The organism is Kineothrix alysoides (assembly GCF_000732725.1).
In the GTDB taxonomy this organism is placed as follows: domain Bacteria; phylum Bacillota; class Clostridia; order Lachnospirales; family Lachnospiraceae; genus Kineothrix; species Kineothrix alysoides.
This window is the reverse complement of the sequence record NZ_JPNB01000002.1, coordinates 1,237,155-1,261,736: the sequence shown is the minus strand read 5'-3', so window position 1 is coordinate 1,261,736 and position 24,582 is coordinate 1,237,155. Positions and strand designations below refer to the sequence as shown.

The 24,582-nt window shown below is 46.1% G+C and carries 32 protein-coding genes, 2 tRNA genes and 1 riboswitch; of the genes, 6 read left to right on the top strand and 28 right to left on the bottom strand.

The features are described 5' to 3' along the window. Nucleotides 1-61: 61 nt before the first annotated feature. From CC90_RS24435 to CC90_RS0116785, 4 genes are all read right to left on the bottom strand, one after another. Nucleotides 62-223 (bottom strand): hypothetical protein, encoded by a 162-nt coding sequence (locus tag CC90_RS24435; protein ID WP_165919334.1) that lies wholly within the window; start codon nt 221-223, stop codon nt 62-64. Nucleotides 224-235: 12 nt separating this feature from the next. Continuing rightward, entirely contained in the window at nt 236-625 is a 390-nt protein-coding gene (locus CC90_RS0116790) for a recombinase family protein (protein WP_031391893.1), read from the bottom strand. Between the two features lie 238 nt (nt 626-863). Next, entirely contained in the window at nt 864-1,058 is a 195-nt protein-coding gene (locus tag CC90_RS24250) for a hypothetical protein (RefSeq protein WP_132038571.1), read from the bottom strand. Nucleotides 1,059-1,414: 356 nt separating this feature from the next. Then, complete coding sequence (locus CC90_RS0116785) at nt 1,415-1,831, bottom strand: sigma-70 RNA polymerase sigma factor region 4 domain-containing protein (protein WP_031391892.1); 417 nt, start codon at nt 1,829-1,831, stop codon at nt 1,415-1,417. Between the two features lie 552 nt (nt 1,832-2,383). Here CC90_RS0116785 and CC90_RS0116780 point away from each other — a divergent pair. Next, the gene (locus CC90_RS0116780) at nt 2,384-2,710 is read left to right on the top strand and encodes a helix-turn-helix transcriptional regulator (RefSeq protein WP_031391891.1); all 327 of its coding nucleotides are present in this window, start codon (nt 2,384-2,386) and stop codon (nt 2,708-2,710) included. A gap of 91 nt (nt 2,711-2,801) precedes the next feature. Continuing rightward, nucleotides 2,802-2,892: riboswitch (cyclic di-GMP riboswitch) on the bottom strand. 90 nt (nt 2,893-2,982) lie between these two features. On the opposite strand, the gene CC90_RS0116775 is transcribed toward CC90_RS0116780, so the two are convergent. Next, the gene (locus CC90_RS0116775) at nt 2,983-3,987 is read right to left on the bottom strand and encodes an oxidoreductase (RefSeq protein ID WP_031391890.1); all 1,005 of its coding nucleotides are present in this window, start codon (nt 3,985-3,987) and stop codon (nt 2,983-2,985) included. Nucleotides 3,988-4,020: 33 nt separating this feature from the next. Then, nucleotides 4,021-4,242, bottom strand: coding sequence for a hypothetical protein (locus CC90_RS23305; protein ID WP_031391889.1), 222 nt, complete (start codon nt 4,240-4,242; stop codon nt 4,021-4,023). A 418-nt stretch (nt 4,243-4,660) separates the two neighbouring features. On the opposite strand from CC90_RS23305, the gene CC90_RS0116765 reads away from it, so the two are divergent. Genes CC90_RS0116765 through CC90_RS0116745 form a run of 5 tightly spaced genes read left to right on the top strand, consistent with a single transcriptional unit; the run spans nt 4,661 to nt 6,874 of the window. Further along, entirely contained in the window at nt 4,661-5,410 is a 750-nt protein-coding gene (locus CC90_RS0116765; protein WP_051869711.1) for a HEAT repeat domain-containing protein, read from the top strand. A 1-nt stretch (nt 5,411) separates the two neighbouring features. Further along, nucleotides 5,412-6,002 carry a TetR/AcrR family transcriptional regulator gene (locus CC90_RS0116760; protein ID WP_051869708.1) on the top strand — a complete coding sequence of 197 codons (591 nt, stop codon included), beginning with the start codon at nt 5,412-5,414 and terminating at the stop codon, nt 6,000-6,002. 27 nt (nt 6,003-6,029) lie between these two features. Continuing rightward, nucleotides 6,030-6,284, top strand: coding sequence for a zinc ribbon domain-containing protein (locus CC90_RS0116755; protein WP_330373246.1), 255 nt, complete (start codon nt 6,030-6,032; stop codon nt 6,282-6,284). A gap of 14 nt (nt 6,285-6,298) precedes the next feature. Then, nucleotides 6,299-6,553 (top strand): TfoX/Sxy family protein, encoded by a 255-nt coding sequence (locus CC90_RS0116750; protein ID WP_031391885.1) that lies wholly within the window; start codon nt 6,299-6,301, stop codon nt 6,551-6,553. Nucleotides 6,554-6,565: 12 nt separating this feature from the next. Beyond that, on the top strand, nt 6,566-6,874 hold the full coding sequence (locus CC90_RS0116745) for a carboxymuconolactone decarboxylase family protein (protein WP_031391884.1): 309 nt from the start codon (nt 6,566-6,568) through the stop codon (nt 6,872-6,874). Between the two features lie 287 nt (nt 6,875-7,161). On the opposite strand, the gene CC90_RS24675 is transcribed toward CC90_RS0116745, so the two are convergent. From CC90_RS24675 to CC90_RS0116630, 22 genes are all read right to left on the bottom strand, one after another. After that, nucleotides 7,162-7,605, bottom strand: a complete 444-nt coding sequence (locus CC90_RS24675; protein ID WP_242843324.1) for a hypothetical protein — start codon at nt 7,603-7,605, stop codon at nt 7,162-7,164. A 113-nt stretch (nt 7,606-7,718) separates the two neighbouring features. Then, nucleotides 7,719-8,537 (bottom strand): SDR family NAD(P)-dependent oxidoreductase, encoded by an 819-nt coding sequence (locus CC90_RS0116735; protein ID WP_051869707.1) that lies wholly within the window; start codon nt 8,535-8,537, stop codon nt 7,719-7,721. Between the two features lie 155 nt (nt 8,538-8,692). After that, complete coding sequence (locus tag CC90_RS0116730; RefSeq protein ID WP_132038572.1) at nt 8,693-8,914, bottom strand: hypothetical protein; 222 nt, start codon at nt 8,912-8,914, stop codon at nt 8,693-8,695. 114 nt (nt 8,915-9,028) lie between these two features. Further along, on the bottom strand, nt 9,029-9,178 hold the full coding sequence (locus tag CC90_RS24245; protein WP_157837560.1) for a hypothetical protein: 150 nt from the start codon (nt 9,176-9,178) through the stop codon (nt 9,029-9,031). A gap of 89 nt (nt 9,179-9,267) precedes the next feature. Then, nucleotides 9,268-9,603: a hypothetical protein gene (locus CC90_RS22545; RefSeq protein ID WP_031391880.1), complete on the bottom strand. Its 336-nt coding sequence runs from the start codon at nt 9,601-9,603 to the stop codon at nt 9,268-9,270. Then, nucleotides 9,590-10,615: a DNA adenine methylase gene (locus tag CC90_RS24670; protein WP_242843323.1), complete on the bottom strand. Its 1,026-nt coding sequence runs from the start codon at nt 10,613-10,615 to the stop codon at nt 9,590-9,592. Before CC90_RS24670 ends, CC90_RS22545 begins: the two co-directional genes overlap by 14 nt. A gap of 65 nt (nt 10,616-10,680) precedes the next feature. Next, entirely contained in the window at nt 10,681-11,007 is a 327-nt protein-coding gene (locus CC90_RS0116710) for a hypothetical protein (RefSeq protein ID WP_031391878.1), read from the bottom strand. A 1-nt stretch (nt 11,008) separates the two neighbouring features. Beyond that, entirely contained in the window at nt 11,009-11,518 is a 510-nt protein-coding gene (locus tag CC90_RS0116705; RefSeq protein ID WP_031391877.1) for a hypothetical protein, read from the bottom strand. Nucleotides 11,519-11,791: 273 nt separating this feature from the next. After that, nucleotides 11,792-11,875, bottom strand: a tRNA-Leu gene (locus CC90_RS0116700). A 19-nt stretch (nt 11,876-11,894) separates the two neighbouring features. Further along, nucleotides 11,895-11,976, bottom strand: a tRNA-Tyr gene (locus tag CC90_RS0116695). A 69-nt stretch (nt 11,977-12,045) separates the two neighbouring features. Beyond that, nucleotides 12,046-14,175 carry a glycoside hydrolase family 13 protein gene (locus tag CC90_RS0116690; RefSeq protein WP_051869705.1) on the bottom strand — a complete coding sequence of 710 codons (2,130 nt, stop codon included), beginning with the start codon at nt 14,173-14,175 and terminating at the stop codon, nt 12,046-12,048. A gap of 451 nt (nt 14,176-14,626) precedes the next feature. Continuing rightward, a complete protein-coding gene (gene ftsH / locus CC90_RS0116680) occupies nt 14,627-16,468 on the bottom strand; it encodes an ATP-dependent zinc metalloprotease FtsH (protein WP_031391875.1) in 1,842 nt (613 codons plus the stop codon). Nucleotides 16,469-16,543: 75 nt separating this feature from the next. Continuing rightward, complete coding sequence (hpt, locus tag CC90_RS0116675; RefSeq protein WP_031391874.1) at nt 16,544-17,068, bottom strand: hypoxanthine phosphoribosyltransferase; 525 nt, start codon at nt 17,066-17,068, stop codon at nt 16,544-16,546. A gap of 59 nt (nt 17,069-17,127) precedes the next feature. Further along, a complete protein-coding gene (gene tilS, locus CC90_RS0116670) occupies nt 17,128-18,633 on the bottom strand; it encodes a tRNA lysidine(34) synthetase TilS (protein ID WP_031391873.1) in 1,506 nt (501 codons plus the stop codon). A 239-nt stretch (nt 18,634-18,872) separates the two neighbouring features. Beyond that, complete coding sequence (locus tag CC90_RS0116665; protein WP_132038573.1) at nt 18,873-20,072, bottom strand: SpoIIE family protein phosphatase; 1,200 nt, start codon at nt 20,070-20,072, stop codon at nt 18,873-18,875. 281 nt (nt 20,073-20,353) lie between these two features. Beyond that, nucleotides 20,354-20,659 carry a septum formation initiator family protein gene (locus tag CC90_RS0116660; RefSeq protein ID WP_031391871.1) on the bottom strand — a complete coding sequence of 102 codons (306 nt, stop codon included), beginning with the start codon at nt 20,657-20,659 and terminating at the stop codon, nt 20,354-20,356. Between the two features lie 42 nt (nt 20,660-20,701). Next, on the bottom strand, nt 20,702-21,190 hold the full coding sequence (yabQ, locus tag CC90_RS25315) for a spore cortex biosynthesis protein YabQ (RefSeq protein WP_051869703.1): 489 nt from the start codon (nt 21,188-21,190) through the stop codon (nt 20,702-20,704). A gap of 7 nt (nt 21,191-21,197) precedes the next feature. Further along, nucleotides 21,198-21,488 (bottom strand): sporulation protein YabP, encoded by a 291-nt coding sequence (yabP, locus tag CC90_RS0116650; RefSeq protein ID WP_031391869.1) that lies wholly within the window; start codon nt 21,486-21,488, stop codon nt 21,198-21,200. A 106-nt stretch (nt 21,489-21,594) separates the two neighbouring features. After that, complete coding sequence (locus CC90_RS0116645; RefSeq protein WP_031391868.1) at nt 21,595-21,834, bottom strand: RNA-binding S4 domain-containing protein; 240 nt, start codon at nt 21,832-21,834, stop codon at nt 21,595-21,597. Between the two features lie 79 nt (nt 21,835-21,913). Beyond that, the gene (locus CC90_RS0116640) at nt 21,914-22,189 is read right to left on the bottom strand and encodes an HU family DNA-binding protein (RefSeq protein WP_031391867.1); all 276 of its coding nucleotides are present in this window, start codon (nt 22,187-22,189) and stop codon (nt 21,914-21,916) included. Nucleotides 22,190-22,321: 132 nt separating this feature from the next. Next, complete coding sequence (locus CC90_RS0116635) at nt 22,322-23,038, bottom strand: MazG family protein (protein WP_081906036.1); 717 nt, start codon at nt 23,036-23,038, stop codon at nt 22,322-22,324. A gap of 10 nt (nt 23,039-23,048) precedes the next feature. Then, nucleotides 23,049-24,461, bottom strand: coding sequence for a PEGA domain-containing protein (locus CC90_RS0116630; protein WP_031391865.1), 1,413 nt, complete (start codon nt 24,459-24,461; stop codon nt 23,049-23,051). Between the last annotated feature and the right edge of the window lie 121 nt (nt 24,462-24,582).

Sequence of the window (24,582 nt, the reverse complement as noted above, 5' to 3'; positions counted from 1 at the left end):
TCTTGGTTTGTCAACAACAGACATTACCACACAATCGTTTTAATAGCTATCCCAAAAAGCACTAAACAATCAAAATAGATACCCCAAGCTGTTGGGCAATGCGCGCAGCCGTTTTCCGGCTGTCCTCGGCGGTGATTTTGCCGATGGAAACCAGCCAGTTCAGGGCGTTAACGATGCCGATGTAGTCAGCATTGGCGGTGATTCTTTCAGCGGCTTCGTTCATATCGGCGTCCTCCTATTCCAGAATCATGGCGCAATATCCGTCATACAGCTCCTTGAATTGGGAAAAGCTGATCTCGCCCTCCAGCGGGGAGTAGACCTTGATGCCGAGCTGCTCCATTCCCATGAGAAACTCCATTGTCTTGGGCATGTCCCGTCCCAGGCGGTCAAGCCGCTTTATCAGCAGCACGTCAAATTCTCCGTCCGCGGCGGTCTTCATAACCTCCAGAAGTCCGGAACGCTCAAAATCAAGACCGCTGCCGAGATCCTCGGAAGATCCCGCCACTTCAAAACACATCTGCTCGGCATAATCGAATAATTCTTTTTTCTGCCCTTTCAGGCGGCCGTGGGCATCCTCCGGCGCGTCGATCCGGCTGTAAGTCCAGGCGCGTTTTTTCTGTTCCATATTCCAAACCTCCGTTTCTTATTTGTTTTAGGCGTTTGCGAAACTTATAAAGCCAGTAATATCAATGGTTTCACGAATGTTTCTTTACGCCTCTCCTCAGCTTTATTGGAATCAAAAAAAACGACTTTGTACTAATAGCAAAAGAAAACGCCTGATATTCCATCAATCGAATGAATATTATAACTTTACGAAGAACTACTTCTCAATAGTTTCGCAATCACCTATTATTTGTTTGATCTCACAAGGACGCAGCAGGGCACACTCGTCCTGCCGCGTAGTATCTGAAATCAAAAACGATCTGCTTGTTCTTCATTTCAAAAACAGTTGCCGTGCTTCTATTCGACACTACTTCCCGAAGCACAAAAGCCTTGCGGCTTGTCAGGGCGGCGGCATAAACGGTTTGCCGGTTAAGCAAACTCCATAGGAATTTCACCTCTCCCAGGATCTCTGCGAGTTGCCCCCCTTGCGTGATCCCGCTTTCAGGCGGGGCTGGGGCTGGACAAAAGTAGCGTTAGCACTGTCCGTTTCATTGCGATACGGTCCACCACAGACCGTTTTATGACCGGGCGTTCTCGCTCGTCACCTTCGATGCCATCGGTTCGACGGATGTCTGTCACCCATCCGCAGGCAGTCTTGGCGAGCCCGTCAACGTCGCTGCAGCTTTTCACACGGCCGGACATATCATGTATTTATGCTACCGGATATGGAATTTTCAAAGGGCAATGAAGGAAATAAAAAATCCCCCTCACTTCTTTAGGGAAAAAAGTGAGGGGGTGGACGGAATTATTTTTACTTTTCCATCATTTTTTTGAGTTTCCTGAGTATCTTGTCCCTGCGGTCATGGATTGTCATGCGTGGGACGCCGGTTTCCTTGGACAATTGACGCTCGCTTTTGCCCCGCAGATACAGCTCCGCGATGAGCGTTCTGTCCGGTTCGTCGAGCAATTTTACACATTGGAGCATTTTGGCAATCATGCCGTTTAAGATGATCGCATCCTCCATGGAGTCCTCCGCGGAGGCGATTATGTATTCCGCGGAGATGCCTTTCTCGGCGCAGGTTTCCAAGGAGATGTTGTTTTCCACCGCCAGCTTGTCCAGGTATTTTTCCCTGTCCCGGCAGCGGTAATAGGCTTTATAGACCTCCTGGGTCACGGGGATGCGCTTTTTCCCGACCAGCAGGGTATATTTCGTGTCATGGTTCTCCATGAGCTTGTCCTCCATTTCATGATTTTTGAAATCCGGAAATGAAGAACAAGGGGTGGAGAACGGCAGCCGACACAGTTTCCCTTTTTACGACAAAAAACGCTCATTTGGATGCAGTCCAAATAAGCGTTTAAGAATTTATATATCCTGTTTTTACGTTCTGGTGGTTCTACATGATGGCCGCAGTTGTCCCCTAACCAGAACAGGCTTTTTTTAACCGTTCAACGTTAACTGTGGCGCATAAAGTGATGTCGGCTTTATCACGCCCGGCCGCTATTCAATAGCGGCCGCTGAATTTTTGTGGCATACTGAATGAACATAAAATATCCTCCAGACTTGTGGGGTTTGGAGGGAAGAATATTCGGGCATGAAAAGACCCCCGCCAAACTCACGTTTTTTTGTTGGGCGGGTTGCGCCTTATCCTGTTTCAACTTCTATGTAAACCACGTAAACGCAGTTTTACGTTAATGCGTTCTGATGATTCCTGTTATATGGTTCTGTTGTATCGTTTCACCATCCAAATAGGAACTGTAAACTGTTATTGGAGGTGAACTAATGGAACTCAATAACTTTAACAGACTTGGTAGCATTCTGAAAGCTGCCCGAAAAGTCAGAGGTCTTACCCGTGAACAGTTAGCTGAAATCATAAACATAACGCCTCGCTATCTCATGTCACTTGAGAATGAAAACAAGAAACCGAGCTATGACGTCCTGTTCCGGCTTGTCCGGGAGTTAGGCATATCTGCGGATACAATCTTTTATCCCGAAGCTCAGCACGGCGATTCAGCGGTTGAGCCACTCATGCGATTATTATATCTGTGCGGCGACCGGGAACTGAAGATCGCAACCGCAACAATAAAGGCATTGGTAGACAATAAATAATAATTTATTCAGACATTTAGCAATCCTACTCCTCACGTTGAAAAATAGAAACCTGCCGCAAAAAATGGGCAGGTTTCGTACACGCAGTCAATGCGGCAACCAGGCTATCATTGTGCTGTTTTAGCACTTTAGACCCTATGGCTTTGCGTCCCCATCTTTAAATGGGTTTGCCCTTAACTCTATTTATTTGTGTGTGGTGTTACTGTCGATTGTGGTGTTGGCGGCAAGGGAGCTGTCCACATAGAACCACGACATACCTTTGGTAAACTTATTTAATCTTGTTGCTTTCCCCCAAATACAAGTTGCTCACTCAGGTTCCATAGGTGGTCAGCCGCTTCCGGGTCTACGGCATAAGGCATCACACCACCAACTATCATTGCAGCTCCAATGTCCCAATTTTCGGGATTCTCAGCCTCCAGCGGGGCGATGTCGCAGTTTTCACAGTAGACGCCCCCCATGCCGTCCAGTTGCGGACTTGTCGCGCACCAGACACTGGTTGCCGCCCCTTGCTCAACCGTTTTAAGATTTCTTGAAGGGTCACGGACAGCATTGCCCTGCTCGTCAACGGAACCGGAAGCAACGAGTTCCTCAAAGGGTACATGCTTTTCAAGACCTGTGCCGAAAATACTGCCCGGATGAAGGGCAAAAGCGCGTATGTTATTTTTCTTGCCGCGTTCGTCCAGTGCAACCGCGAACAGAACATTGGCCGTCTTTGATTGCCCGTAGCCCAGCCAGGGACCATACTCGCGGCGCTCAAAATTGGGGTCATCGAATACGACAGGTGAAAAATGGTGTCCCCAAGACGAAACGGAAACCACCCGCGCACCGTTTGCCCGGCGAAGTGCAGGCCAAAGCCGTGTCGTAAGCTGGAAGTGCCCCAAGTGATTTGTTGAAAACTGAGATTCGTACCCTCTGCTGTCACGCGCCAAAGGGCAGGCCATGATGCCCGCGCTGTTGACCAAAATATGCAGCGGACGGCCGGAGGCCAGAAACCATTCCGCGAATGCGTCAATAGATGCGGGGTTAAGCAAGTCCATTTCCTTAATTTCGACGCCCTCAATGCCCGCCAGTGCGTTTACTGCCCGGTTATAGTCTCGCGTTGGGACGATGACCGAAGCGCCCGCGGAGCGGAGTGTGCGCACAGTTTCCCGTCCCAGCCCGGAATAGCCTCCTGTCACGATGGCGGTTTTGCCTGTAAGGTCAATACCGGCGATCACGTCGGTTGTGGTAGAACCGGCCCAAAAGCCGAAGCCGATAGGTGTTTGTTTTGTTGTCATAGAAAAATCCTCCTAAATCCTATGGTTGTAATTTTACTGCTTCTTTCCAAATACAAGCTGCTCGCTGACATCCCACAGGCGGTCGGCAATCTGTGGGTCGATGGCGTGAGCCACCACGCCGACAGGCGTTTGCATTTTGCCTTCCATTACAGAAACGTCCCTTGTTTGCAGCTCGACCAAAGGTGATATGTTGTTCTTCTCACAATATACGCCGCCTATGCCGTCAAGCTGGGGACTGGTTGCGCACCAGACCATTGTCGATGCGCCCTACTCGACAGTCTTGCGTCCGCTTTCCGGTTCAATGGGGACACCGTTTTCGTCCTTGTTTCCCGCCATAACATGCATTTCGAGCGGTATCCACGGACTGAGGTTTGTTTCCACGATCAGCCCCGGGTGCAGGGAAAAGGCGCGTATCCCATCAGCTTTCCTTAATATCGCCTTCTATCCACTTCTGAACTATTCCAGCACAAGCGTTTTCAAGTGGTGACAAGCCACTTGAATTGCTTGCCGTTTACCATTTACCGTTTAGCGAACAAACCCAAAGGGCCTGATGGGATAAACGTTAGGGGCTTGACTTTTTCGGTATGAAATATTATAATGAGTTTATGCTCAATGAGTTAATTGACATTGAATTTTTAGTTGTTTGGAGGATACCATCATAGGTTATTATGATATGCCAAAGGAGGAACGGGAACAATATAAATTGCAGATTGAAAACACTGTACTTGTTTCAATGAAAAATAACGTTATTGTTGAAGTCTTACCATTTTTCAGTGACAGCGATACTTATGTTAGAAAGGTCGCATATCAGGCGGTGAGAATGCAGTATAAGCGAAACGGAGATATTCGCCTTGTCGCCATTCCGTGGCTTAAACTGCTTTATAAAAGCGAAAGTGCGCTGGTGCGGCAAACGGTTATATATGCCTGTGGGGAAATAGCTGCTTTTGACTTTCCATCTGTGGAAGAATTACTGACACAGGGAATGCATGACCCACATCATTCCGTCAGAAACGCCATGATTGGTTCACTCAAAATATCCGGTGACAAAAATTCTGAAATCCTCGCTTTCTGTGAGAAATACATTTTGTCTGACAGCCCGGAAGTGCGGCGGCTTATCTGCCACGGACTTGAACTCAAAGGCAGAACGCATCCGCAGGAAATTATAGCATTACTTAAAAAACTGCAATATGACAAACATCCTCGTGTTAAAGAAATGCTTGTTCATGTTTTGGGGCAAATCAGCTATAAAAAGGGGTGCTTTCACTTTGTCGAGGGAGAAGTTTTTTCATGGAATAATGCGGATATTTATAAATTATTCCAGAAAGAGGTAATAGAGGTACATGGGCGATATGAAAAATTCAGCGCCCTGCCGCAAAAAGAAGTAATTGCGTTTTTTGCTGCAAAAACGCGAAATGAGGATTGAAATGACAAAAGCACAGGGAAAGCGCCAGCTTCAAAAAGAAGCAACAAAAGAACACATTATTCAAACTGCAATGCTACTCTATGCCTTGCGGGGATTTTCTGTTTCAACCAATATTATCGCGCAAACAGCAGGTGTAGCGCACGGCTCTATTTTTGTACATTTCCCCACCCGTGACGAATTGTTGCTTTACACCCTAAATCGTTTTGCAGACGAACTTGGCGAGAAACTTCACAACCTATCTTTGGCGGGAGAGGATTTACAAAAATTACTCCGCGCCCATATTGGTATTTTGAAAGAGTATGAGGCTTTTTACACCCATTTAATTTCAGAGTTGCCGACGTTGCCTGCCGAAGCGAAAGAAACCCTTATTCCCATTCATTCTATTACTGCGCATCATTTTGGCGAGGTGATAAAAAAAGCGATGCAAGCTGGAACTGTGAAGGATATTCCGATTCATATGTTATTCAACACATGGATTGCCCTGCTGCATTATTATCTGGAAAACAAAGCGTTATTTGCGCCGGAAGGCTCCATTTTAACCCGTTATGAAGATGATTTGGTGAGCACATATCTCGCGCTCATCCGAACATAAAAAATCAAATTGAAAGGAGCAAAACACATGGACACGATTAAAACCTGCATTTCCTGTGGAATGCCAATGAAGACCCCCTCAGAGTTCGCCGGGGGCGATACGGAGAAAGACTATTGCGTGCATTGTGCCCATTCTGATGGTTCTATGAAATCTTTTGAGGAACAGAAAGCCAGTTTGACCCAGTTTATTATCAAAACGCAAGGGTTAGATAGGGCTGTTGCGGAAAATGCCGCCATCGCAATGATGAAAAAACTCCCCGCTTGGGCTGAATACCTCACATGAAAGGAGTTGGTTCTATGAGTGCATTATCTCATTTGCCCAATGTTGGTAAAGTGTTAGAAAGCAACTTATTGCAAGTGGGCATAAAAACTCCAGAGCAACTTCGGGATATGGGCGCAGAAGAAGCCTTTATTCGCATTCGCGCTTATGTTGACCAGGGCTCATGTCTGCATATGCTCTATGGTATACAAGGCGCAATAGAGGGAGTGCCGGACAAATTATTAGCAGACAGCACCAAACAAAGATTAAGGAAATTCTACAAAACACTATAAGGAGGGTTATTTATGAATGTCAGTAACGCATTTGGAATCTTTTCAAAAGAAGCACCCGAAGTCCATAAGGCTTGGATGGAAACTGTTCAGAAATTAGACTCGGCAAGCGCATTAGACCATAAGACAGAAGAACTTGCTTATATTGCCGTATTGGCGGCTGTGCGGCTTGAAAGCGGATTGCCTTTCCATGTGAAAATGGCAAAGTCAAGTGGCGCAACAAGAAATGAAATAATCAGCAGTATATTGGTGGGGCTACCTGCCGTTGGAAACGCTGTTATCCAGTCGTTACCCATAGCATTAGAAGCCTTTGACAGCGAATAACGAGGTGATTGCTTAACTTATGAATTAAACACATTTAGCAGCCCTAATGTTTTTACTTCGGGCCAGTTCGATGTGTTGACAAACCCCCTCAAATTTTTCCGAAATTGATCTACACGAGTTTGTTTTGATAAAATCCCGTTTCACTATTTTGTATTAGCTACAAAAGCTTGAATTTTTGCGTTTTTATGGAAATATAGCCCTAATTCGGATGGCTTTCGTAAGTACGAGACTTTGTCAACAGCTCGAAGTTGGCCCGAAGTGGCGTCGCTCCGATCCATGTTGTTGCGTCATTTCGCTATCGCTCCATTTTCTTGCTTTTTTCGCGCCCTGCGAGGCCGAGAAGATGGTCTATATTGGCCTTGACTGCCACGACCTCCCGCATATCCTTTTGTGCGGCGCGGTAGTCGGCCGGCATAATCGGATTTTTTGGCCGTTTTCAACTCCTGCCATTCGGCTTTCAGCGCGTCCATCTTCGGGAGCCGTTCACCGTTCAGCAGTTCCCGCATAGCCGTCTGTGCTGCCCGGTAAACCGATATATCGGCCTCATGCTCCGCGAGATAGGCGCGGCTGCACTTCCGGGCCTTGTACTCGTCAAAGATGGGGTGCGTTCGGGCATAGTAAACAATCACCGCTTTCAGATCGGCGTTGCGCGTCATAGCGGCCTCGGTCTGTTTCAGCTTGCCGGACGCGCTGTGAAAACGCTCCGTTGCCGCGTCCGCTTTCGCCGCCAAGTCCTCATACAAAAAGCAGGTTGTTTTCCTGTAAGTATTGGAGAGCCGACGCCATCTGCTTTAAGTTATACACCGTGGCCCACCGAGCGTAGGCCGCGCCCTTGTCTCTCTCATTATGTTTTTAATAATAAGCGATATATGATGTCCACAGATTTTTCAGGAAATATCTCAAGCATAGCAAGCAATTTCCCCGTACCGACACGATAGCTCAACTTCGGCTTTGGAGTTTCTAAGGCGCGCAATACAGCTTTTACGAGCTTTGCGGGATTATTATTCTGTTTTAGCTCCAATTCCATTAGCGGTTTCATCTTGGTCAGAACCTGTCGATAATACTTTGTTTCCGATAGCGCTTTTTCATATTTACCGTAAACACCTTGCGTCAAGTTGGTATTAAAAGACCCAGGCTGTATTTTTATCACAGGAATATCAAGGTACATCAGCTCACGCCGCAAACTATCATTATAGCCCTCTACGGCGCGTTTTGAGAAAAAATATGGTGCGGCAAACGGCTGTGGAGTCATCCATCCCGCTTCGGAAGAGCAGTTGATTATTCTGCCATGCCCTTTGTATATTAAATCAAAAAGCACATAATTTACCCTGACCATTCCCATTAAATTAACGGCAAGCAATTTTTCGGCAGTGTGGATACATTCTCCCTCTACCATTGATGTAAATGCGATCAATCCAGCAAAATTAACAATGGCATCCAACCTATCGGTATAAGTTAAAACTGTTTTGCGCGCGGCTTCAACATCACTTTGGTTTGTGACATCGGTTTTAATAGGAATAACATTACTAAACTCTTCAAACTTAATAAGTTCTTTCTCGTTCATATCAGCGGCGAATACAGTCCATTCCTCTTTTTTTGATATAGCTTTTATACAAAGCTCTCCAAGGCCTCCTGCGGCCCCTGTGAAAAATACATATTTCATAAGATACCACTCCTTAATCTTAAAACGATATTAGTTAGTCAACTTGCCATTGAAAAGCTATCTATCGATGACTTGAAATAAAAACAGTCAGTTTACGGATGCGCTCGATAGCTCAGTCTTTGGTTTTTATTCTCAATGGCTACTCCATCAGCTTTCTACTTAAATAACGCTAAGAATCTTTCCCAAATTCCCTCCGGTTCTTTTGGCAAGGTTTCTGATTCGGTGTATGTCTTGATTTTTATCTCCGGTGTTGTCATAACGAATTGCACCGAGTCAATATTTATGTTCTTCCCGGAAACAAAAGACACAGGCTCAAAGCTTTCAAAATTGTAATCGGCAAGTAAATCATCCATTGATTTTTGAATCTCTTTATCCATATCCTGGATTTCCGTATAAAAAGTCTGCGTTCCATCGGCCAATTCATCTGTACCAACATACAATTCATGGATTGCCCTGTTGAAACGATTGTCGCGCCATCCGCCTTGACATTATCACAAATTTCTGTATCCAATGTCATGGATAACTGCAACGAGAGCGATAAAGCGTTCCGGATGCAGGAGCGATATCGTATAGATCCCTCCGCAGATGAGCAGCAGCAGGGCAAGCACGATAACGCCGATTCGTTTTCCTTTTGATTTCATGGGTTTCCTTCCTTTCTGAATGGTTTTGACTATGAAAAAAACCGGAACCAGGCTTTAAGTCTGATTCCGGCTTCATGTCCCTGCGGGCCTCATAGCTTCATTTCCATGCCGCCGCTTTGCTCCCGGCGTTCCCCGCGTAATTGCTCCAGCACCTCCGGCGAAGGATGGATGAGCTGGCCCTCGACCATTTCGAACACGCAGAAGTCGTCGCTGTTGCAGACCATCACCCTGTGCTGGTAGTCCTTCTGCATCTCGATATAGTCCACAGCCTCCTGCTCATTGCACAGCAGGACGCCGGAGGTGTATCTTCCGTCCGGCAGGATGACGATGGCGCCGGGCCGAAGCCCCATATCGCGCAGGAGCGTCCGGGGGATGGCAAGCTCTCCGTTTTGATCCACGGAGCCTTGCAGTTCAATCAGTTTCATTTTGAATTTCCTCCTTGTTTGTGTTGAATGGGCCGATATCCAGGCCGTAATAATCGGCGGAGTCGAAGAGCCCCAACTGTGTCGGCCTGTCCCGCTCGCGCTCGCCGGTATCGTAGTTGGAAATCAGCACCTCGGCGTACTCGCAGCCGTTGTCATACCGCTGGGCGAGGTTGTTGATGCGGCTGACCGCTTCGATGTTGAAGTCCGCGTACAGCTCACGGATGAATTCGCAGTCGTTGTAGCTCACCAGCCACCTGCCGCGGCAGGTGGAGAGCGTATCCCGCAGGCGCGCGTGATCCTCTTTGCGGAATTCCACGGCATAATGGCCTTCCGTCTGGTAATAGGGCGGGTCGCAATAAATAAAGGCGTTGTCCCGGTCGTATTGCCGGATCAACGCCTCGAAGTCCTTATTTTCAATCATGACGTCCTTGAGCCTGCGGCTACCCTGCCAGATGAGGTGGAAGGTTTTGCGGATATCAAAGGGCTGGCAGCCGTAGCTGGTGCAGCCGCTTCCGTAGCTGTACCGGACGAGCTTGTAAAAGGCGGCGGCCCGTTGATAGGCGGGCGGCACGTTGTTGACCGCGTCGATGAAGTCGTTGTCCACATAAAACTTCCCAAGCTCCCGGTCGTTTTTGGCAGGTACCGCATGGGCGTCGTCAAGATTGTATGTCTGGTTGATCAGGTCGCGCATCCCCATGTTTCCTTTGCCCATCAGCGCGCAGCCTGTGAACGTGATTCGGTCGTGCCCGTCCATCTCGCTGACGCGCCGTGCGAGGAAGTTCAGCTCGGCCAGGGAGGGATCGTCGGGGATGATGCTCATTTCCTCGCCCTGGCTATTGAAGCACTCCATGATCTTATATGGCTGTCCGTCGCTGATCCGGGCGCGATCCAGCGCGTCCTTTATCTCATCCCGGCCTGCGGGGAGCTTCAGGTAAGCGCCGGCATAGCCGGCCGCGTCATACAGGTCCGACCGCATGAGGGTCACGACCATCACTTTTTCTTTTTCTGGCATTTGATCATCTCCATTCGGTTGAAATACAAAAAGCGCCCTTCAGCTTCAACAGAAACCAAAGGGCGCTACATATTTAATTGCATACCTTGGTCAGGGTACAGGATAGCGTATTGAGACGTTTGGACGCATGCGACGTCCTGGCTGCCTATGAGCTCCGGATGGTTTTTGATCCATTCCAGATCCTCGGCGGTAACATCTTCAGGTTCGCCCTCGCCCCAGCGGTAAGATTTCACGATGACCGTGATGTAATCGGAGCCGCCGCAGTCCTCCACCAGCTCCCTGTAGAGAGCGGAGTTCTGAATGTCCTCCACTTCGGGAATGCCGCTCATGATTCCGGCGTCGCGGATGCCGGTGTTGGTTTCCAAGCCAACCAGCGAAAATACCTTGCTCAAGCTACATCCCTCCCAGCACCGGACCGCCATATCCTTGATCGGGAGAGCCGTTTTTGAATTCCTGCTCGGGCTTGACGGAATAATTTTTGCCGCTGTCCCAGAAGCTGACGTAGATCTCACCATCCGGCGTTTTGATGGGACGCTGTTCCATCCCTTCTCCGTACCCATCTGCATTTTGCCCGACCACATAATCCAGCAGCTCGGCCGTTTCCTCTCCGGACAGGGGTTCAGTCAGTCCAGCGGTCATGACGCCCCACAGTTCTCCGTCGTGGACCTCCACCGATGGATACAGGCTGTGGACCTTTTGTTTGAGGGCCTCATCGTGAATGTACTCAGCAAGGCCGCGGTCGTTTTCAAAATGCCGGTTCTCCCTGGCGATGGCGGCGAGGATCGCGTCCTCATGTGCCACGGCTTCCGCGGGAGTGATTTCCTCCGCAAAGTCATCCGATCCGTATTCGGGATAGGTGACGATCTTCAGAGGGAAAAAGATACGCATCATCTCATTTGCCATTTTGTTTTCCTCCGATCTTTTTGTTTTCAATGTGAAATGAAGCTGAAAAAGGGCATAAAAAAAACGGGCGTATCTTCGTTTGAAAATACGCCCGCTCATTATGCCGGTTTTGTGTATTCGGTTGTTACGATGGTTCAAATCCCTCCAGTATGCCGAAAATGGCCGATGTCATCTGTAGAATTGAGAGGTCATATTTCGAGGGTGAAAACCCCCGAAAAGGCAGATGCCATGCGGCTTTGACCGCATGGCATCTATAATCACCTAAAATTTTGCTGCTGGTGGCCGGACTTGAACCGGCACGGGATTGCTCCCGAAGGATTTTAAGTCCTTTGCGTCTGCCTATTCCGCCACACCAGCAAGGTGTGTAGATATTAAATGGATGGAGGTGGATTCGAACCACCGAAGCAATTTGCAGCAGATTTACAGTCTGTCCCCTTTGGCCACTCGGGAATCCATCCACATTTCATGTAGTTACTATCAGTTATGAAATCATATCATGCCTGACAATATACATTTATATCATATAGTTATTTAAATTGCAAGAAATTTTTCGCCGCCTTCTTAGGCGATTTTAGAACAATAGCTGCCGTCGGGGGAAGTGTCACTTTTACCTTGCCGGAAATAATAGGATATTCTTTCTGCTCCGTATTGTAGCCTGTTTTGGACGTCAGAATCAAACGCTTCATCACACCCTCTTTGGGTGTGCCTAAGTACCATGCCGGCACTTCCTGCGTCACCTCATGGTCATTGTTGTTGATTAAGATCAGCGATTGTTCCTGTCTGTTGAAACGTCCGTAAATGAGAACGTTTCTCTCGGTTTCCGTATACCACTTCATAGAACCGGTCAGAAATTCCTTATTCTTCTTATGTATCTGAATCATCTCCTTATGGAAAGTGATTAGCTCATCATCCTCGTTACCCCATGGATAAGTTCTGCGGTTATCCGGATCGGTAAAGCCTGCCACCCCTGCTTCGTCACCGTAATATATAGTAGGCGCGCCGGGCCACGTCATCTGAATAACTACCGCCTCTCGCAGGACGGCTTTGTCCACGCCCTCATTGGCCGCCTCAGGTCCATGTGTGCTGGTCCTTCCTACTTTTTTATTCGTCCGGGTAAGGAATCTGGAATGGTCGTGATTGGACAATTCGTTCATCGCGATATACGCAGAAGGCATCGTCATATTAGCACCGTTGTAAACCATGGCTCCCCAAAAACTGTCTACGTCTCCAAGCATATCTTCTCTATAGTCATCGCTGTGCTTCTGCATCCCTGTCAAGAACCATGTAACAGGCTCCATAAAGGCATCGTAGTTCATAATGGTATCCCATTCGTCACCATGCAGCCATTCCTTCGGATTGCCGTAATGCTCAGCAAGCACTATCGCATTAGGATTCGCTTCCTTTACGACCTTATGGAATTGTTTCCAGAAATAATGGTTATATTCCTGCGAATGTCCCAAATCGGCAGCCACATCCAGACGCCAGCCATCCACATTGTATGGTGCGGAAACCCACTTTTTCGCAATGTGCATAACGTACTCGAACAATTCTCTGGAGCCTTCAAAGTTAAGCTTAGGAAGCGTATCATGCCCCCACCAGCCGTCATACGTACCGTTATATGGCCATGCGTTCTTATCCTGAAACGAGAAATAATTATGATACGGGCTTTCCTTATCCACATAAGCTCCCTTTTCATAGCCTATGGCATTCTCGTAAATCCTCTCTCTGTCCATCCACTTATTGAAGGAACCACAGTGGTTGAACACCCCGTCCAATATGACCTTCATCCCCCGGCGGTGCGCCTCCTCCACCACTCGGACAAACAGCTGGTTACTGGCCTCCAAATTGGCCTTGTTGGTTACCCTGTTAATATATCTGGAAGCAATCCGGTTCTCCTGCCCCGGCCCTATCAGGATTCCTTCATCCTCCACGATTTCTCCGAAATGGGGATCGATGTAGTCATAATCCTGAATATCGTATTTATGATTGGACGGAGATACGAACAACGGGTTGAAATATATGACATCCACTCCCAAGTCCTGCAAGTAGTCCATTTTATCCAAGACGCCCTGTAAATCTCCGCCGTAGAATTCTCTCATTCCCACCTTCGCCGGATACTTGTTCCAGTTCTCCACCCTTACCGAGTTCTCCCCAATATAACGGTACTCATTGGTCAGCACATCGTTAGAGGTATCACCGTTATAGAAACGATCCACATATATCTGATACATGACCGCACCCTTGGCCCAATCCGGGGTCTTATAGCCGGGTATTAAACGGAACTCCAAATGCTTATCCGTATTTTTCATGGCTCCGCCATAGTTATAATAGCAGATAAGCTTTCCTGCCTGAACCTCGAAATGATACGCTATCTCTCTGTCTTCCAACTGTACCGTATGAATGTAATAGTCAAAATAATCGTCGGTTTCCGCTTTAACCATCATATGCTTTTCATTGTCGCATACAAAAAAGACCTTATCCACATTATTTTTTTCCGTTCGGAATTTTACTGTGATTTCTCCATAGGCACTGGGTTCAGGAGGATATACATAATCCTCACTCATGTCACTGAATAAAGCTTTTCTATTGAAAACAGGACGCATTCTGGATATATAATGCTGATTATATTCGATTTTAGAAAATCCATTTAAGTCCATAATTGTTCTCCTACACTTATTAAAAACTATTTTATACTATATATTGTGGATATTCAAGCAATTCTATACTTGTAACTATTTCAGAACAAAAAGTGCTTCGTGTGCTTCGCACATTCTCGCAGTCAAATCTTCCGGCGGCACAGCTTTTGTTCCGCGCGCGTAGCTGCGCATCTATTTTCCTTTAATAGAAGCTTTTTTCTATTAAAGGACAGTAAAAAAGACAGCCTGTCGATCTGCTGCCTTTTTTAGAGAAGGTATTTCTTTCTTATGGGGTATAGCAAAAAACTATATAATGTATTGGGGGGGGTTACAAGTAGTATAATAGCATAGCCTACATTATGCGTAAATACCAAGGATTCACAAATATTACAAAAACAAAGTCGCATTTTTGTATATTTTACACAATGGCATTATTTCCTCACTCTTTTCCGCCCCATTTGATGCATCTCTACTATTCTGCAGCAAGATCCGCCGCCGGAGAAGTCTGTATATGAAATAACGCTTCGAACTCATCTCTGGAAATCTTTTCTTTTTCCAGAAGCAGCTCTGCGCATTTGTGGAGGATGCTTAAGTTCTCCACGATAATCGTCTTTGCTTTCTGATAGCAGCTACTGATAATTTCCTTTACCTCTTTATCGATTTCGCCCGAAACCAGCTCACTATGATTTTTTGCATGGGCTAGATCCCTTCCTATGAATACCTCGTCATCGTCGTCGTCATAATTTATCACGCCGATATTGTCCGACATACCGTACCTGGTCACCATCTTTCTCGCAACCTTGGTGGCTTTCTTAATATCGCTGGAAGCTCCCGTAGTAATATCATCGAAAATAATCTCTTCCGCGATCCGTCCGCCGAGGGATACCATAATATCCTGCATCATTCTTCCTTTGGTCAGGAACATCTCGTCCTTTTCCGGTAAAGGCATCGTATAGCCTGCCGCACCCAAACCGGTAGGGATGATGGATACGGTGTATACCGGTCCCACATCTGGAAGTACATGGAATAAAATAGCATGGCCCGCTTCGTGATATGCGGTAATCTTTTTCTCTTTATCCGAAATAACACGGCTTCGTTTCTCTGAGCCAATGCCCACTTTGATAAAGGATTTCTTAATGTCGTCCTGCTTTACAAAAGCACGGTTGTCCATCGCGGCATTGATAGCCGCCTCATTCATGAGATTTTCCAGATCCGCACCGGTAAAACCTGCTGTTGTCTGCGCAATCTGTTCCAGGTTGACATCCTCGGAAAGAGGCTTATTTCTGGAGTGTACCCTCAAAATCTCATTTCTTCCCCTCACATCGGGAGGACTTACCGTAATCTTTCTATCGAAACGCCCGGGCCTCAAAATAGCCGGATCGAGAATATCTACGCGGTTCGTGGCTGCCATGACGATAATTCCTTCATTGGCTCCGAAGCCGTCCATTTCCACCAAAAGCTGATTGAGTGTCTGCTCTCTCTCATCGTGACCGCCGCCCATACCGGTACCGCGCCGTCTTGCTACGGCATCGATTTCATCGATAAATACGATACACGGAGAATGTTTTTTCGCATCCGCGAACAAATCACGCACTCTGGAAGCACCTACGCCGACGAACATTTCCACAAAATCAGAACCCGAAATGCTGAAAAACGGCACGTTTGCTTCTCCTGCGATAGCCTTTGCCAGCAAAGTCTTACCGGTTCCCGGAGCACCCTCCAAAAGCACACCCTTGGGAATCCTTGCTCCTACTTTTGTGAATTTGCCCGGCTCCTTCAGGAAATTAATGATTTCCTCCAGCTCTTCTTTTTCCTCCTGAAGCCCGGCCACATCCTTAAGCGTGACCTTACTGTCCATGGAAAGTCTGGCGCGGCTCTTTCCGAAATTCATCATCTTGCCGCCGCTGCCGCTATTAGCGTTCTGCGCGTTCATCATGACGAAAAAGAAAACGCCTACTACAAGCACGAGCAACAGAGGGAACATACTCGTCATGAACCAATTTTCCCTCGGAATATCCTTCACCTCAGGGTCCAGTCCGTAGGAAACCAGTTCTTTTTCTATTTCATTTACATCCGTAGCGTACAGAGTCTTTTCCTCTCCGTTGTTAAGCGCTACTCTGACTACTCCGGTCGGAGTTTCTTTGTTCGGCTGAATCACCGCCTCAAGCACGGAGCCTGCTTCCAAATCCTTTGTCAGCTCTCCTCTCGTATAATCGGTCTCTTGTCCGTTCAAACTTCTGAACATCCATGCCGCGAGGAAGAGAAGACTTAAGATAACTAAAAAGTACGTATTTAAATTCTTCTTATTATTCAAAATCAACCTCCTGTCCGCATCGGTCCAGCCTATCCGGCATGCCCGTTTCCGTGCGAACATTTATAATACTATATGTTAATCCAGTTCCACAACGCCGATATAAGGAAGATTCCTATATCGCTGGTCATAGTCCAGACCATAGCCCACTACGAATTCATCAGGAATCTGGAAACACGTATAATCCACATGAACATCCACGACTCTTCGCTCCGGCTTGTCTAACAGAGTACAGAGCTTCAGGCTCTTAGGACCTCTGTCTCTGAGCATCTCAAGCAGATAGCTGAGCGTTCTTCCCGAATCAATAATATCCTCCACCACAAGTACATCCTTATCCTTCAAAGGCTCGTCCAAATCCTTTACAATTCTTACAACACCGCTGGATTTCGTCTCACTTCCATAGCTGGATACGGACATAAAGTCCAAAGATACCGGAACGGTGATTCTTTTTGCCAATTCACACATAAAAAAGCTTCCGCCTTTCAAAACACAAACGAGATGAACCTGCTTTCCTTCATAATCTCTGTTGATCTGCTCACCAATTTCCTGAATTCTTTTATCTACCGCTTCCTCGGATAGCATAACTCTTACTTTCTCTGACATTTAAAGTCCTCCTCTTAATAAATTGTATCTGCAATGCCACAGTGTGTGCCCGGTTGCTTTCAGGAAGCCGGAGGCTGAATCGTAACCTGCAAGATACGTTTTGTATATTCTGTCACCTTATAATATTGACTGATGCGATGACCCGGCACCCATAGAATATGATTGCCGTCCGCTAATACATAAAGTTCCCCTCTTTTGTTTTTCGGGATTTTTTCTCCTATCATATAATCTTTTAAGGTTTTTTTAGATAAGTCTTCATTAATGGTAAGATAATCTCCGGTTTCTCTCGTTCGGAACAGTAAAGACCTAGTTATTCTATCATAATCAAACCATTTCGTATATGACTTTTCCGGAATAATTTGAGTTTTTTCATGGGAAAATAAGGAAAATTCTACCATTCCAAGCCCCGGAACGGAAACGCATCCGGGAATGGAAACGGACAAGGGTTCCATCCCCTTTCGCTCTTTAAGCAGGCTCTTTTCAAAATCTCCATCGAATAAAATCAGACGGTCATATTCCTTCGCCGCCGTCAGTCCGTAAGGTAAAGATACTTGCTTGCTGCCTTGCTTATTTAACAGTTTTCTGATTTCCTCCACATGGACCGAGGTGATATCCTTTCTGCTTTCCGTAAGCTCCTCCAGGGCTTGTAACAGCACCCGCTTCTGCATAAATGGTTCCTGCGAAGCGAGTAAATCCGCCCGAAGCACAACTCCCAAAGGCTGCGTCCCGCAAATCTCATCCTGCTTAATACGGCATTCGTTGTATACCTTCTGACTCTGCTTTTTGATATACTCCTCTGCCTCAAGAAGCATATCGGCAGCTTCCCACATGTGTGTGACAGCTCCTTGGCATATTTCTTTCTCCGCCAAAGGAAGAATATGGTTGCGAATCCGATTCCTTGTATAAGTATCCTCCAAGTTCGTGTGGTCTATGCAAAAAGAAACCTGATTTCCGTTCAGGTATTCCTCAATTTCTTCCCTCTTTAAGCACAATAAAGGGCGTATAATATTCCCTCTCACCGGCTTTATCCCGCTGGCACCCGAAAGTCCTGTTCCACGAAATAGATGAAACAGCATCGTTTCTACTCTATCGCCGGCATTGTGCGCAACAGCAATCTTGCCATAAGCAGTTTCGCTGCCGCCAGTTTTACCATATGCAATTTCACCATCGGCAATCTTATCATTGACCTTCTCATCCTTGCTATTTTGTTCCAAAATATGCGCAAAAGCCCTATAACGCACAATGCGCCCGGCTTCTTCCTCCGAAAGCTTCTCTTCTTTCGCAAGCGCTTTCACATCCTCTTCAATAAGAAAAAACGGCAGCTTCCGCTCCTTGCATAGTCTTTCCACGTAGGCCGCGTCCTTTTTCCCCTCCTCGCGTATGCCGTGGTTGACGTGTACGACGATGAGCTTCAAGGGCATCTCCTTCGCCAGCTCGCAGAACATCAGCAAAAGGCACACAGAATCAGCGCCGCCCGATACCCCCAAAACAACGGTATCACCCGGCACTAGCATCTGATATTTTTCTATATATGCTTTTACCTTTGAAAAAATTCTTTCGTTCATTCGATTCCTTATGCGCAGCTATAAAATAGGACATTTTATGCACGAAAATTTTGCCTTTTAATCTTATTATCTATATTAGTCAATTTAACAGAAAAAAGCAATGTTTATCTTGTTACTGTTTACTTCGTTCTCAGCAACGTATGATTTCTGCAATGCAAAATTTTTGCATGTAAATTTACTCTGCGAAGCAGAAATCATCTCTTGAATCACGTTCTTACCTATGCAATTTTACAACTTTATTATAAATTCTCCCATATGCCCGTCACCATTACCGTCATATCATCCCGAATCCTGCCTTTGCTTTGATGCAGACAAAAATTCAATATGTAATTTGCCATTTCTCCCGGATTCTTTAATACTGCTTTTCCAATGACCTCGGGCAAAATGTCCTCGCCGATTCCCTGTGCCAGCGCATCCGTTATGCCGTCGGAGAGCATGACGATATAATCGCCGTCCACCAACCTGCGCCTCGTCGTCTCCATATCCATTTCATAGAAAACTCCCAACGGAAGATTTCTCGCCGATATTTGATCCACCAAATGTTCTCTTTTGATATAAGAAGGAGCAGAGCCTATTTTAATAAATTCACATACACCCGTATATAGGTCGATCTGACATAAATCCAGCGTGGACATGTTCTGAGTCTCGCCTCCCGCAATAAGGGAGCCATTGATCATCTGTACAGCAGTCTCCTTGCAAAATCCCGCCTCTAAAAATTTTTCGATTAAATCCACTACGAATTCGCTGTCCTTACACGCTTTTTCACCAGAGCCCATTCCGTCAGACAGAATCGCGGTCAGACTTCCTTCCTTTTCCTCCACAAAGGCGTAATTATCTCCGGATATGCTTTCCGTCTCCTTTACCGCCTTCGCCACCCCAGTGAGCACGTGAAACTTCGGCTCGTCCATATATTGATAACTGTCCCACTCCTTTCCAACGAAAATAGAACAGTTTCTCGCCGCCATAAGCCGGCAGTTTAACAACACCGACAGAAGGTTTCCCACCTCGTCTACACTGGGAGCGGTTCCCTTTAGAGCACGCATAACGATGTTCAGTTCCTTGCGCCCATCCGCCTTTTCCAGCATATAAATGTCCTTTAACAGCACATCCTCTTCCTTCAGGGCATGGGCCAATTGCTTGATTTTGCGTTCACTTATATATATTGGTTTATAAGCCTCTTCAGCCACCTGTGTCATAATCTGAGCCATTTCATTTAAATGATCCGCCATCAAGTCGCGATTTTCCACAAGCCTCCTTTTCCACAGAAACTCCTGTCTATCGTTTACCTGTGCCTGCTCGTCCTCTTCCTCTCTTTGCATATCGGTAAATGTATTCGCCAGATCCCGAAAGGAATCTGCATACATTAAAAGTTTCTTTTTTCCATATTCCGGCAATACGCTGTCAAAGGGCGCCTCCCCGTTTACAAGCTGTTTTCTCACTCCGCATCCCTCCACTATAATCTTCACCTGCCGCCTGTAAATCCGGGCAACAATACAAATTTACCGCGTGAATCATTCACACTACTCTTGTAAGGGAATATTATACAAGAAGTACTTTGCCGTATTTGTCAAAACCGGGACAAGAATCCGATTTTTATTGCGACAAAAAATGCAGATACCGCTGACTCCGGTTATCTGCATTCATTATAAGCACCTTATGCTCATTATGAGTGTCTTTCACTCATTATGATTGTCTTTTACTCATTATGAGTGTCTTTCACTCATTTATCATCCTTAAAAATAATCTCACCTTCATGTACAAGACCCAGCTTATCCTTTGCCACTTCTTCTATGTACTTTTTGGTTTGAGTATATTTCTCATATTCAGCAATTTCTTCAGCCCTCTTCTGCTCATCCGCAAGCTGCCCTGTAAGCACCTGCTCCCTCGCTTCGTATATGGCAATCTTCTGCTTCAGCTCAATGCTGTTTATGGCTACCACAACAAGCAACATAACGACTACCGTTGTCACCAGAAACATGCCAAACTTATTCTGATTTCTCTTACGGTATGCTGCCCGCCTCGCCATAATAGCCTCCCTGCCTTTCTTTACGTATTGCGTATAAGCTCCCTAATGTTTACATAATGTTATTTTAAGCATTTTTATGCAAACCGTCAACTTCTTTTTTGTATATTTTGCCAATTTTCGCTGTTTTTTTAGCAAATCAGTGCAAAATTTCTTTAATTTTTTTAATAGCCAGATTATCGGCTTGAATAGAAAACCTAATATTTTTCGGATCACATATATTTCTTTCTCTATACAGGTTGATATAATTTTTACAAAATGATTACCGATGACTCTTTTATATATAAGCATGCCCATAGCTGCTCCAAAAACCGCGAACCACCTGAGTATGCCGTCATTTTCCTCATAGAGCATATAAAATACAGCGATAGCGCAGGCTACCCAGAATACGAAGTCCTCCAAGGACACGAAAAAGGGACTGTGCCGAAGAAGCCTCCTCCAAATGAGCAAAAAATCGTATACAAAGGTAATAATAATTCCCATCAAAATAGAACTGAGCAGAAAGTACACTTCGTTTATAATGTCCTGACTCATGCCTCACCTATTTAAACAGCCTTGAAATAAGGGATTCACCCTTGCCGCCATACCCCGTTACTTCCGAATAGGTAAGACTGTCTATCTTGCCGTCGATATCCACCTCTCCCTTATCCAGTGTCAGCCGGCTGACATGCAGATCTCCGCCCTTGATCATCAGCATCCCCTGGTCGGTTTCCAGCAGCACCTCTTTGATATCGAAAGACAGCACGTCGCTTACGCCGCTGATAGTACATGTCCTCCTATTTGTAAGCATCAATTTATGTGTACGCTGCTTCGCAGTATTCAAATCCTCCATAAAAGAACCCCCTCTTATGTGAAATTTAGAAATTATCAGGCAGTGTACTTTACCGCCTTAGAACTTCTTCTCACATTTCTCTTATAGATTATATGAGGGGCCTTTTTTAAATATACCGAAACAATTCCTTCGCTTCATCTTTTTTCACGGTTTCCTGTACGTCCAGCACTTCCACCTTCACATCCTTGTTGCCGAACTGAATCGTAATGATATCACCCTGCTTCACATTGGAGGAGGCCTTTGCCGGCTTATCGTTGATAAGCACTCTTCCGGCATCGCACGCTTCGTTCGCTACCGTGCGCCTCTTGATAAGGCGCGAAACCTTTAAATATTTGTCCAGCCGCATCTCTTGTTCTCCTTTATTTATATATTAAAGAAAAAAAGAGAATCTGTCTCCAGATTCTCTTAACATTCAGCATTCGCTATTATGCGTTAACCATATCCTTCAAAGCTTTACCTGCTTTGAATTTAGGAGCCTTGGAAGCTGCAATTTTCATAACTTCGCCGCTCTGGGGATTTCTACCTTCTCTTGCCGCTCTCTTGGAAACTTCAAATGTACCGAATCCTACTAACTGCACTTTACCATCTTTCTTTAATTCGTCTGCTACTACATCCGTAAAAGCCTTTAAAGCCTTCTCTGCGTCTTTTTTGGATAATCCAGCCTGATCAGCCATAGCTGCAACCAATTCTGTTTTGTTCATGATGAACTCCTCCTGTTATAATGAGTTTTCGTATTATTCTTCTTAGCAATCCCCTCGTGGAAACGCCTATACATATTTATAGACGTTTTCCACCCATTTGTCAAGGGAAATCTAGCTTTTTTGCCCTATTTTTCAAGGTTTTTCCCGTGGTTCATATTTATCGATAATATCTTCTATCCTATCGGTCAGAATCTGTTCGCCTGACGCCTTGAACCGTCCGGCTATATCACATATATTTATGAGCATATCTCCTATTACTTTCTCCGCCTCATTATTTTCTTTCTCCGGTTGAAATTCTGCTATTTTTTTAACGGCATCCTCAAGCGCACTCACGTTTGAGGCGTAATCGTCTCCCGCTCCGTAGAGCTTGTCCGCCTTTTTTAACACCTTTGACGCTCTCGTAAGCGCAGGAAGTTCCATGGGAATCTCACGTAACGGAGATTCTATCCACGCCTTGCCCTCTTTTTCCTTCTTCTTTATCTCTTCCCAGCTGCTTCGGATACTCTCCTCATCCTTTGCCTCGCTTCGGACAAAGACGTGAGGATGTCTTCTTATCATTTTTCTGCTTATTTCATCAATGACATCCTCAAGCGTAAAGAGGCCTTCCTCTTTGGCTATCTGAGAGTGCATTACTACCTGCAGGAGAATATCTCCCAATTCCTCCCGCATATTTTCCGCGTCTCCGGTCTTGTCATAAATACGGATGGAGGCAACGAGCTCCGCCGCCTCCTCCATCATACAAGGCTTTAAGCTGGCATGAGTCTGCACTCTGTCCCAAGAGCAGCCCTCCTCACTTCTTAAAGTCTCCACTATTCGAATAAAATCTTCTATAGAATATTGTCTGTCCATATTTCTCCCGTTAATTGCCGCTTACGGAGTTACCGCTCACAGAATTACCGCTTACCGTACTGCTGCCGGAGGAGCTGTTGCTGCTCACTGTAGTGCCGTCCTCCTTCACTAAATCCGTAAAGGAATAGGTCACGTCCTTATCCTCATCGTCAATCTGAACCGTATAGCTCTTCGTTACATAGCCGGACTTTCTGAAAGTTATCGTATGAGTTCCCGCCTCTTTCTTGAAATTAACCGGCGACATTCCTATGTAAATACCGTCCACATATACCTCCACGTCGGAAGGCGAATCGATATATACTCTGTATGAACTGGTCAATTCGTTGGCGGATACGCTGGAGGAATTATCTTCCTCTTCCGTTTCTCCCTCCTCTAAGGCGACGCTGATGCTGGCCAATTCCTGACCTATCTTAATATATTGGGTAACCGTCTCGTAGCCGTCCGCCTTGGCAATCATCTGATGTACGCCATATTCCAGCTCCACCGGGCCGGTAATATCTACCTCGCCGCCATCGATGTAAACGGTGGCCTCACTTGGCGTTACGGCAAAAATAATCTTACCGGTCTTAGGAGCCTCCACTTTTACGTCACTGACATCTAAGGTAACCTCCTGGTTCCTGTAAACAGTAACTTTCTTTGTCTCATCAATACCTGCAGCTGTCAGATGCACATCATAGGTTCCCTCCGGCACTGCCAGAAGCATATCCTCTGCAATCTGACAGATAACGCTCTGGCCTACCTCAATCCAGCCGCCCTTCAGATATTCATCGTCGCTGAGGCTCAGATAACCGTGCCCCCGCTCTACCAATACGCTGTATACCGTATTGCCTACGCCGCTTATCGTTACGATATCACCTTTTACAATGTCCTCGAGCTGAGCTTCCTTGCCTTCAGAGGTAACCACTACGTCGTTTCTCAAACTGTAAACGCTGCCGCCGATTGCAGCGTTTCTATTTATGGTATCAAAATTATACTTCTCTACATTTTCAAAAACCCATGCTTTTGCTGACAAATTTATCTGTGCCAGCTTCTTCTTCGTTTTCAGGAAGGTTACATCTACGATGTCCCCGCTCTTCATCTGAGTCATCGCAAGCGCACTGCCGTACTTATCCATAATGACGGTCGTGCCGTCGTAGGTAAGCGTATAGTCCCTTCCCGTTTCTATATTCATAAAGGTAATGCTGCCGTTCTCTATATCCAGCTTCCTTATAACAGCCGTATCCACCGAGTCATAGCTTCCGGGCTTTGCGATAACGAATCCCGAATTGTAGCTTTCATCCGCAGCTTCATGCGCCATACCTATCTTACCTTCGATTGGAATACCGCCTGCCGCAACCATGCCCGCAGTCAATATCAAAAGCACCGCCGCCGTAAAAATAATCGGTCTGCCCTTTCCAGTCCTTTTCCCAGAATTACCGCGCATGAATACACCTCCTCATTTGTAGTGTTACTGTTCACTCCATTCACAGCAACCCATGATTTCTGCATTTCAATTCGCTTTGCGAAGCAGAGATCATCTCCTGAATCACGTTCTTACACATCTT

Excerpts from the sequence above, each read along its gene's own strand:
- CC90_RS24435 (WP_165919334.1), bottom strand. The coding sequence starts at position 223 with ATGAACGAAGCCGCTGAAAGAATCACCGCCAATGCTGACTACATCGGC.
- CC90_RS0116790 (WP_031391893.1), bottom strand. The coding sequence starts at position 625 with ATGGAACAGAAAAAACGCGCCTGGACTTACAGCCGGATCGACGCGCCG.
- CC90_RS0116785 (WP_031391892.1), bottom strand. The coding sequence starts at position 1,831 with ATGGAGAACCATGACACGAAATATACCCTGCTGGTCGGGAAAAAGCGC.
- CC90_RS0116780 (WP_031391891.1), top strand. The coding sequence starts at position 2,384 with ATGGAACTCAATAACTTTAACAGACTTGGTAGCATTCTGAAAGCTGCC.
- CC90_RS0116775 (WP_031391890.1), bottom strand. The coding sequence starts at position 3,987 with ATGACAACAAAACAAACACCTATCGGCTTCGGCTTTTGGGCCGGTTCT.
- CC90_RS23305 (WP_031391889.1), bottom strand. The coding sequence starts at position 4,242 with ATGGTCTGGTGCGCAACCAGTCCCCAGCTTGACGGCATAGGCGGCGTA.
- CC90_RS0116765 (WP_051869711.1), top strand. The coding sequence starts at position 4,661 with ATGCCAAAGGAGGAACGGGAACAATATAAATTGCAGATTGAAAACACT.
- CC90_RS0116760 (WP_051869708.1), top strand. The coding sequence starts at position 5,412 with ATGACAAAAGCACAGGGAAAGCGCCAGCTTCAAAAAGAAGCAACAAAA.
- CC90_RS0116755 (WP_330373246.1), top strand. The coding sequence starts at position 6,030 with ATGGACACGATTAAAACCTGCATTTCCTGTGGAATGCCAATGAAGACC.
- CC90_RS0116750 (WP_031391885.1), top strand. The coding sequence starts at position 6,299 with ATGAGTGCATTATCTCATTTGCCCAATGTTGGTAAAGTGTTAGAAAGC.
- CC90_RS0116745 (WP_031391884.1), top strand. The coding sequence starts at position 6,566 with ATGAATGTCAGTAACGCATTTGGAATCTTTTCAAAAGAAGCACCCGAA.
- CC90_RS0116735 (WP_051869707.1), bottom strand. The coding sequence starts at position 8,537 with ATGAAATATGTATTTTTCACAGGGGCCGCAGGAGGCCTTGGAGAGCTT.
- CC90_RS0116730 (WP_132038572.1), bottom strand. The coding sequence starts at position 8,914 with ATGGATAAAGAGATTCAAAAATCAATGGATGATTTACTTGCCGATTAC.
- CC90_RS24245 (WP_157837560.1), bottom strand. The coding sequence starts at position 9,178 with ATGAAATCAAAAGGAAAACGAATCGGCGTTATCGTGCTTGCCCTGCTG.
- CC90_RS22545 (WP_031391880.1), bottom strand. The coding sequence starts at position 9,603 with ATGAAACTGATTGAACTGCAAGGCTCCGTGGATCAAAACGGAGAGCTT.
- CC90_RS24670 (WP_242843323.1), bottom strand. The coding sequence starts at position 10,615 with ATGCCAGAAAAAGAAAAAGTGATGGTCGTGACCCTCATGCGGTCGGAC.
- CC90_RS0116705 (WP_031391877.1), bottom strand. The coding sequence starts at position 11,518 with ATGGCAAATGAGATGATGCGTATCTTTTTCCCTCTGAAGATCGTCACC.
- CC90_RS0116690 (WP_051869705.1), bottom strand. The coding sequence starts at position 14,175 with ATGGACTTAAATGGATTTTCTAAAATCGAATATAATCAGCATTATATA.
- hpt (WP_031391874.1), bottom strand. The coding sequence starts at position 17,068 with ATGTCAGAGAAAGTAAGAGTTATGCTATCCGAGGAAGCGGTAGATAAA.
- tilS (WP_031391873.1), bottom strand. The coding sequence starts at position 18,633 with ATGAACGAAAGAATTTTTTCAAAGGTAAAAGCATATATAGAAAAATAT.
- CC90_RS0116660 (WP_031391871.1), bottom strand. The coding sequence starts at position 20,659 with ATGGCGAGGCGGGCAGCATACCGTAAGAGAAATCAGAATAAGTTTGGC.
- yabQ (WP_051869703.1), bottom strand. The coding sequence starts at position 21,190 with ATGAGTCAGGACATTATAAACGAAGTGTACTTTCTGCTCAGTTCTATT.
- yabP (WP_031391869.1), bottom strand. The coding sequence starts at position 21,488 with ATGGAGGATTTGAATACTGCGAAGCAGCGTACACATAAATTGATGCTT.
- CC90_RS0116645 (WP_031391868.1), bottom strand. The coding sequence starts at position 21,834 with ATGCGGCTGGACAAATATTTAAAGGTTTCGCGCCTTATCAAGAGGCGC.
- CC90_RS0116640 (WP_031391867.1), bottom strand. The coding sequence starts at position 22,189 with ATGAACAAAACAGAATTGGTTGCAGCTATGGCTGATCAGGCTGGATTA.
- CC90_RS0116635 (WP_081906036.1), bottom strand. The coding sequence starts at position 23,038 with ATGGACAGACAATATTCTATAGAAGATTTTATTCGAATAGTGGAGACT.
- CC90_RS0116630 (WP_031391865.1), bottom strand. The coding sequence starts at position 24,461 with ATGCGCGGTAATTCTGGGAAAAGGACTGGAAAGGGCAGACCGATTATT.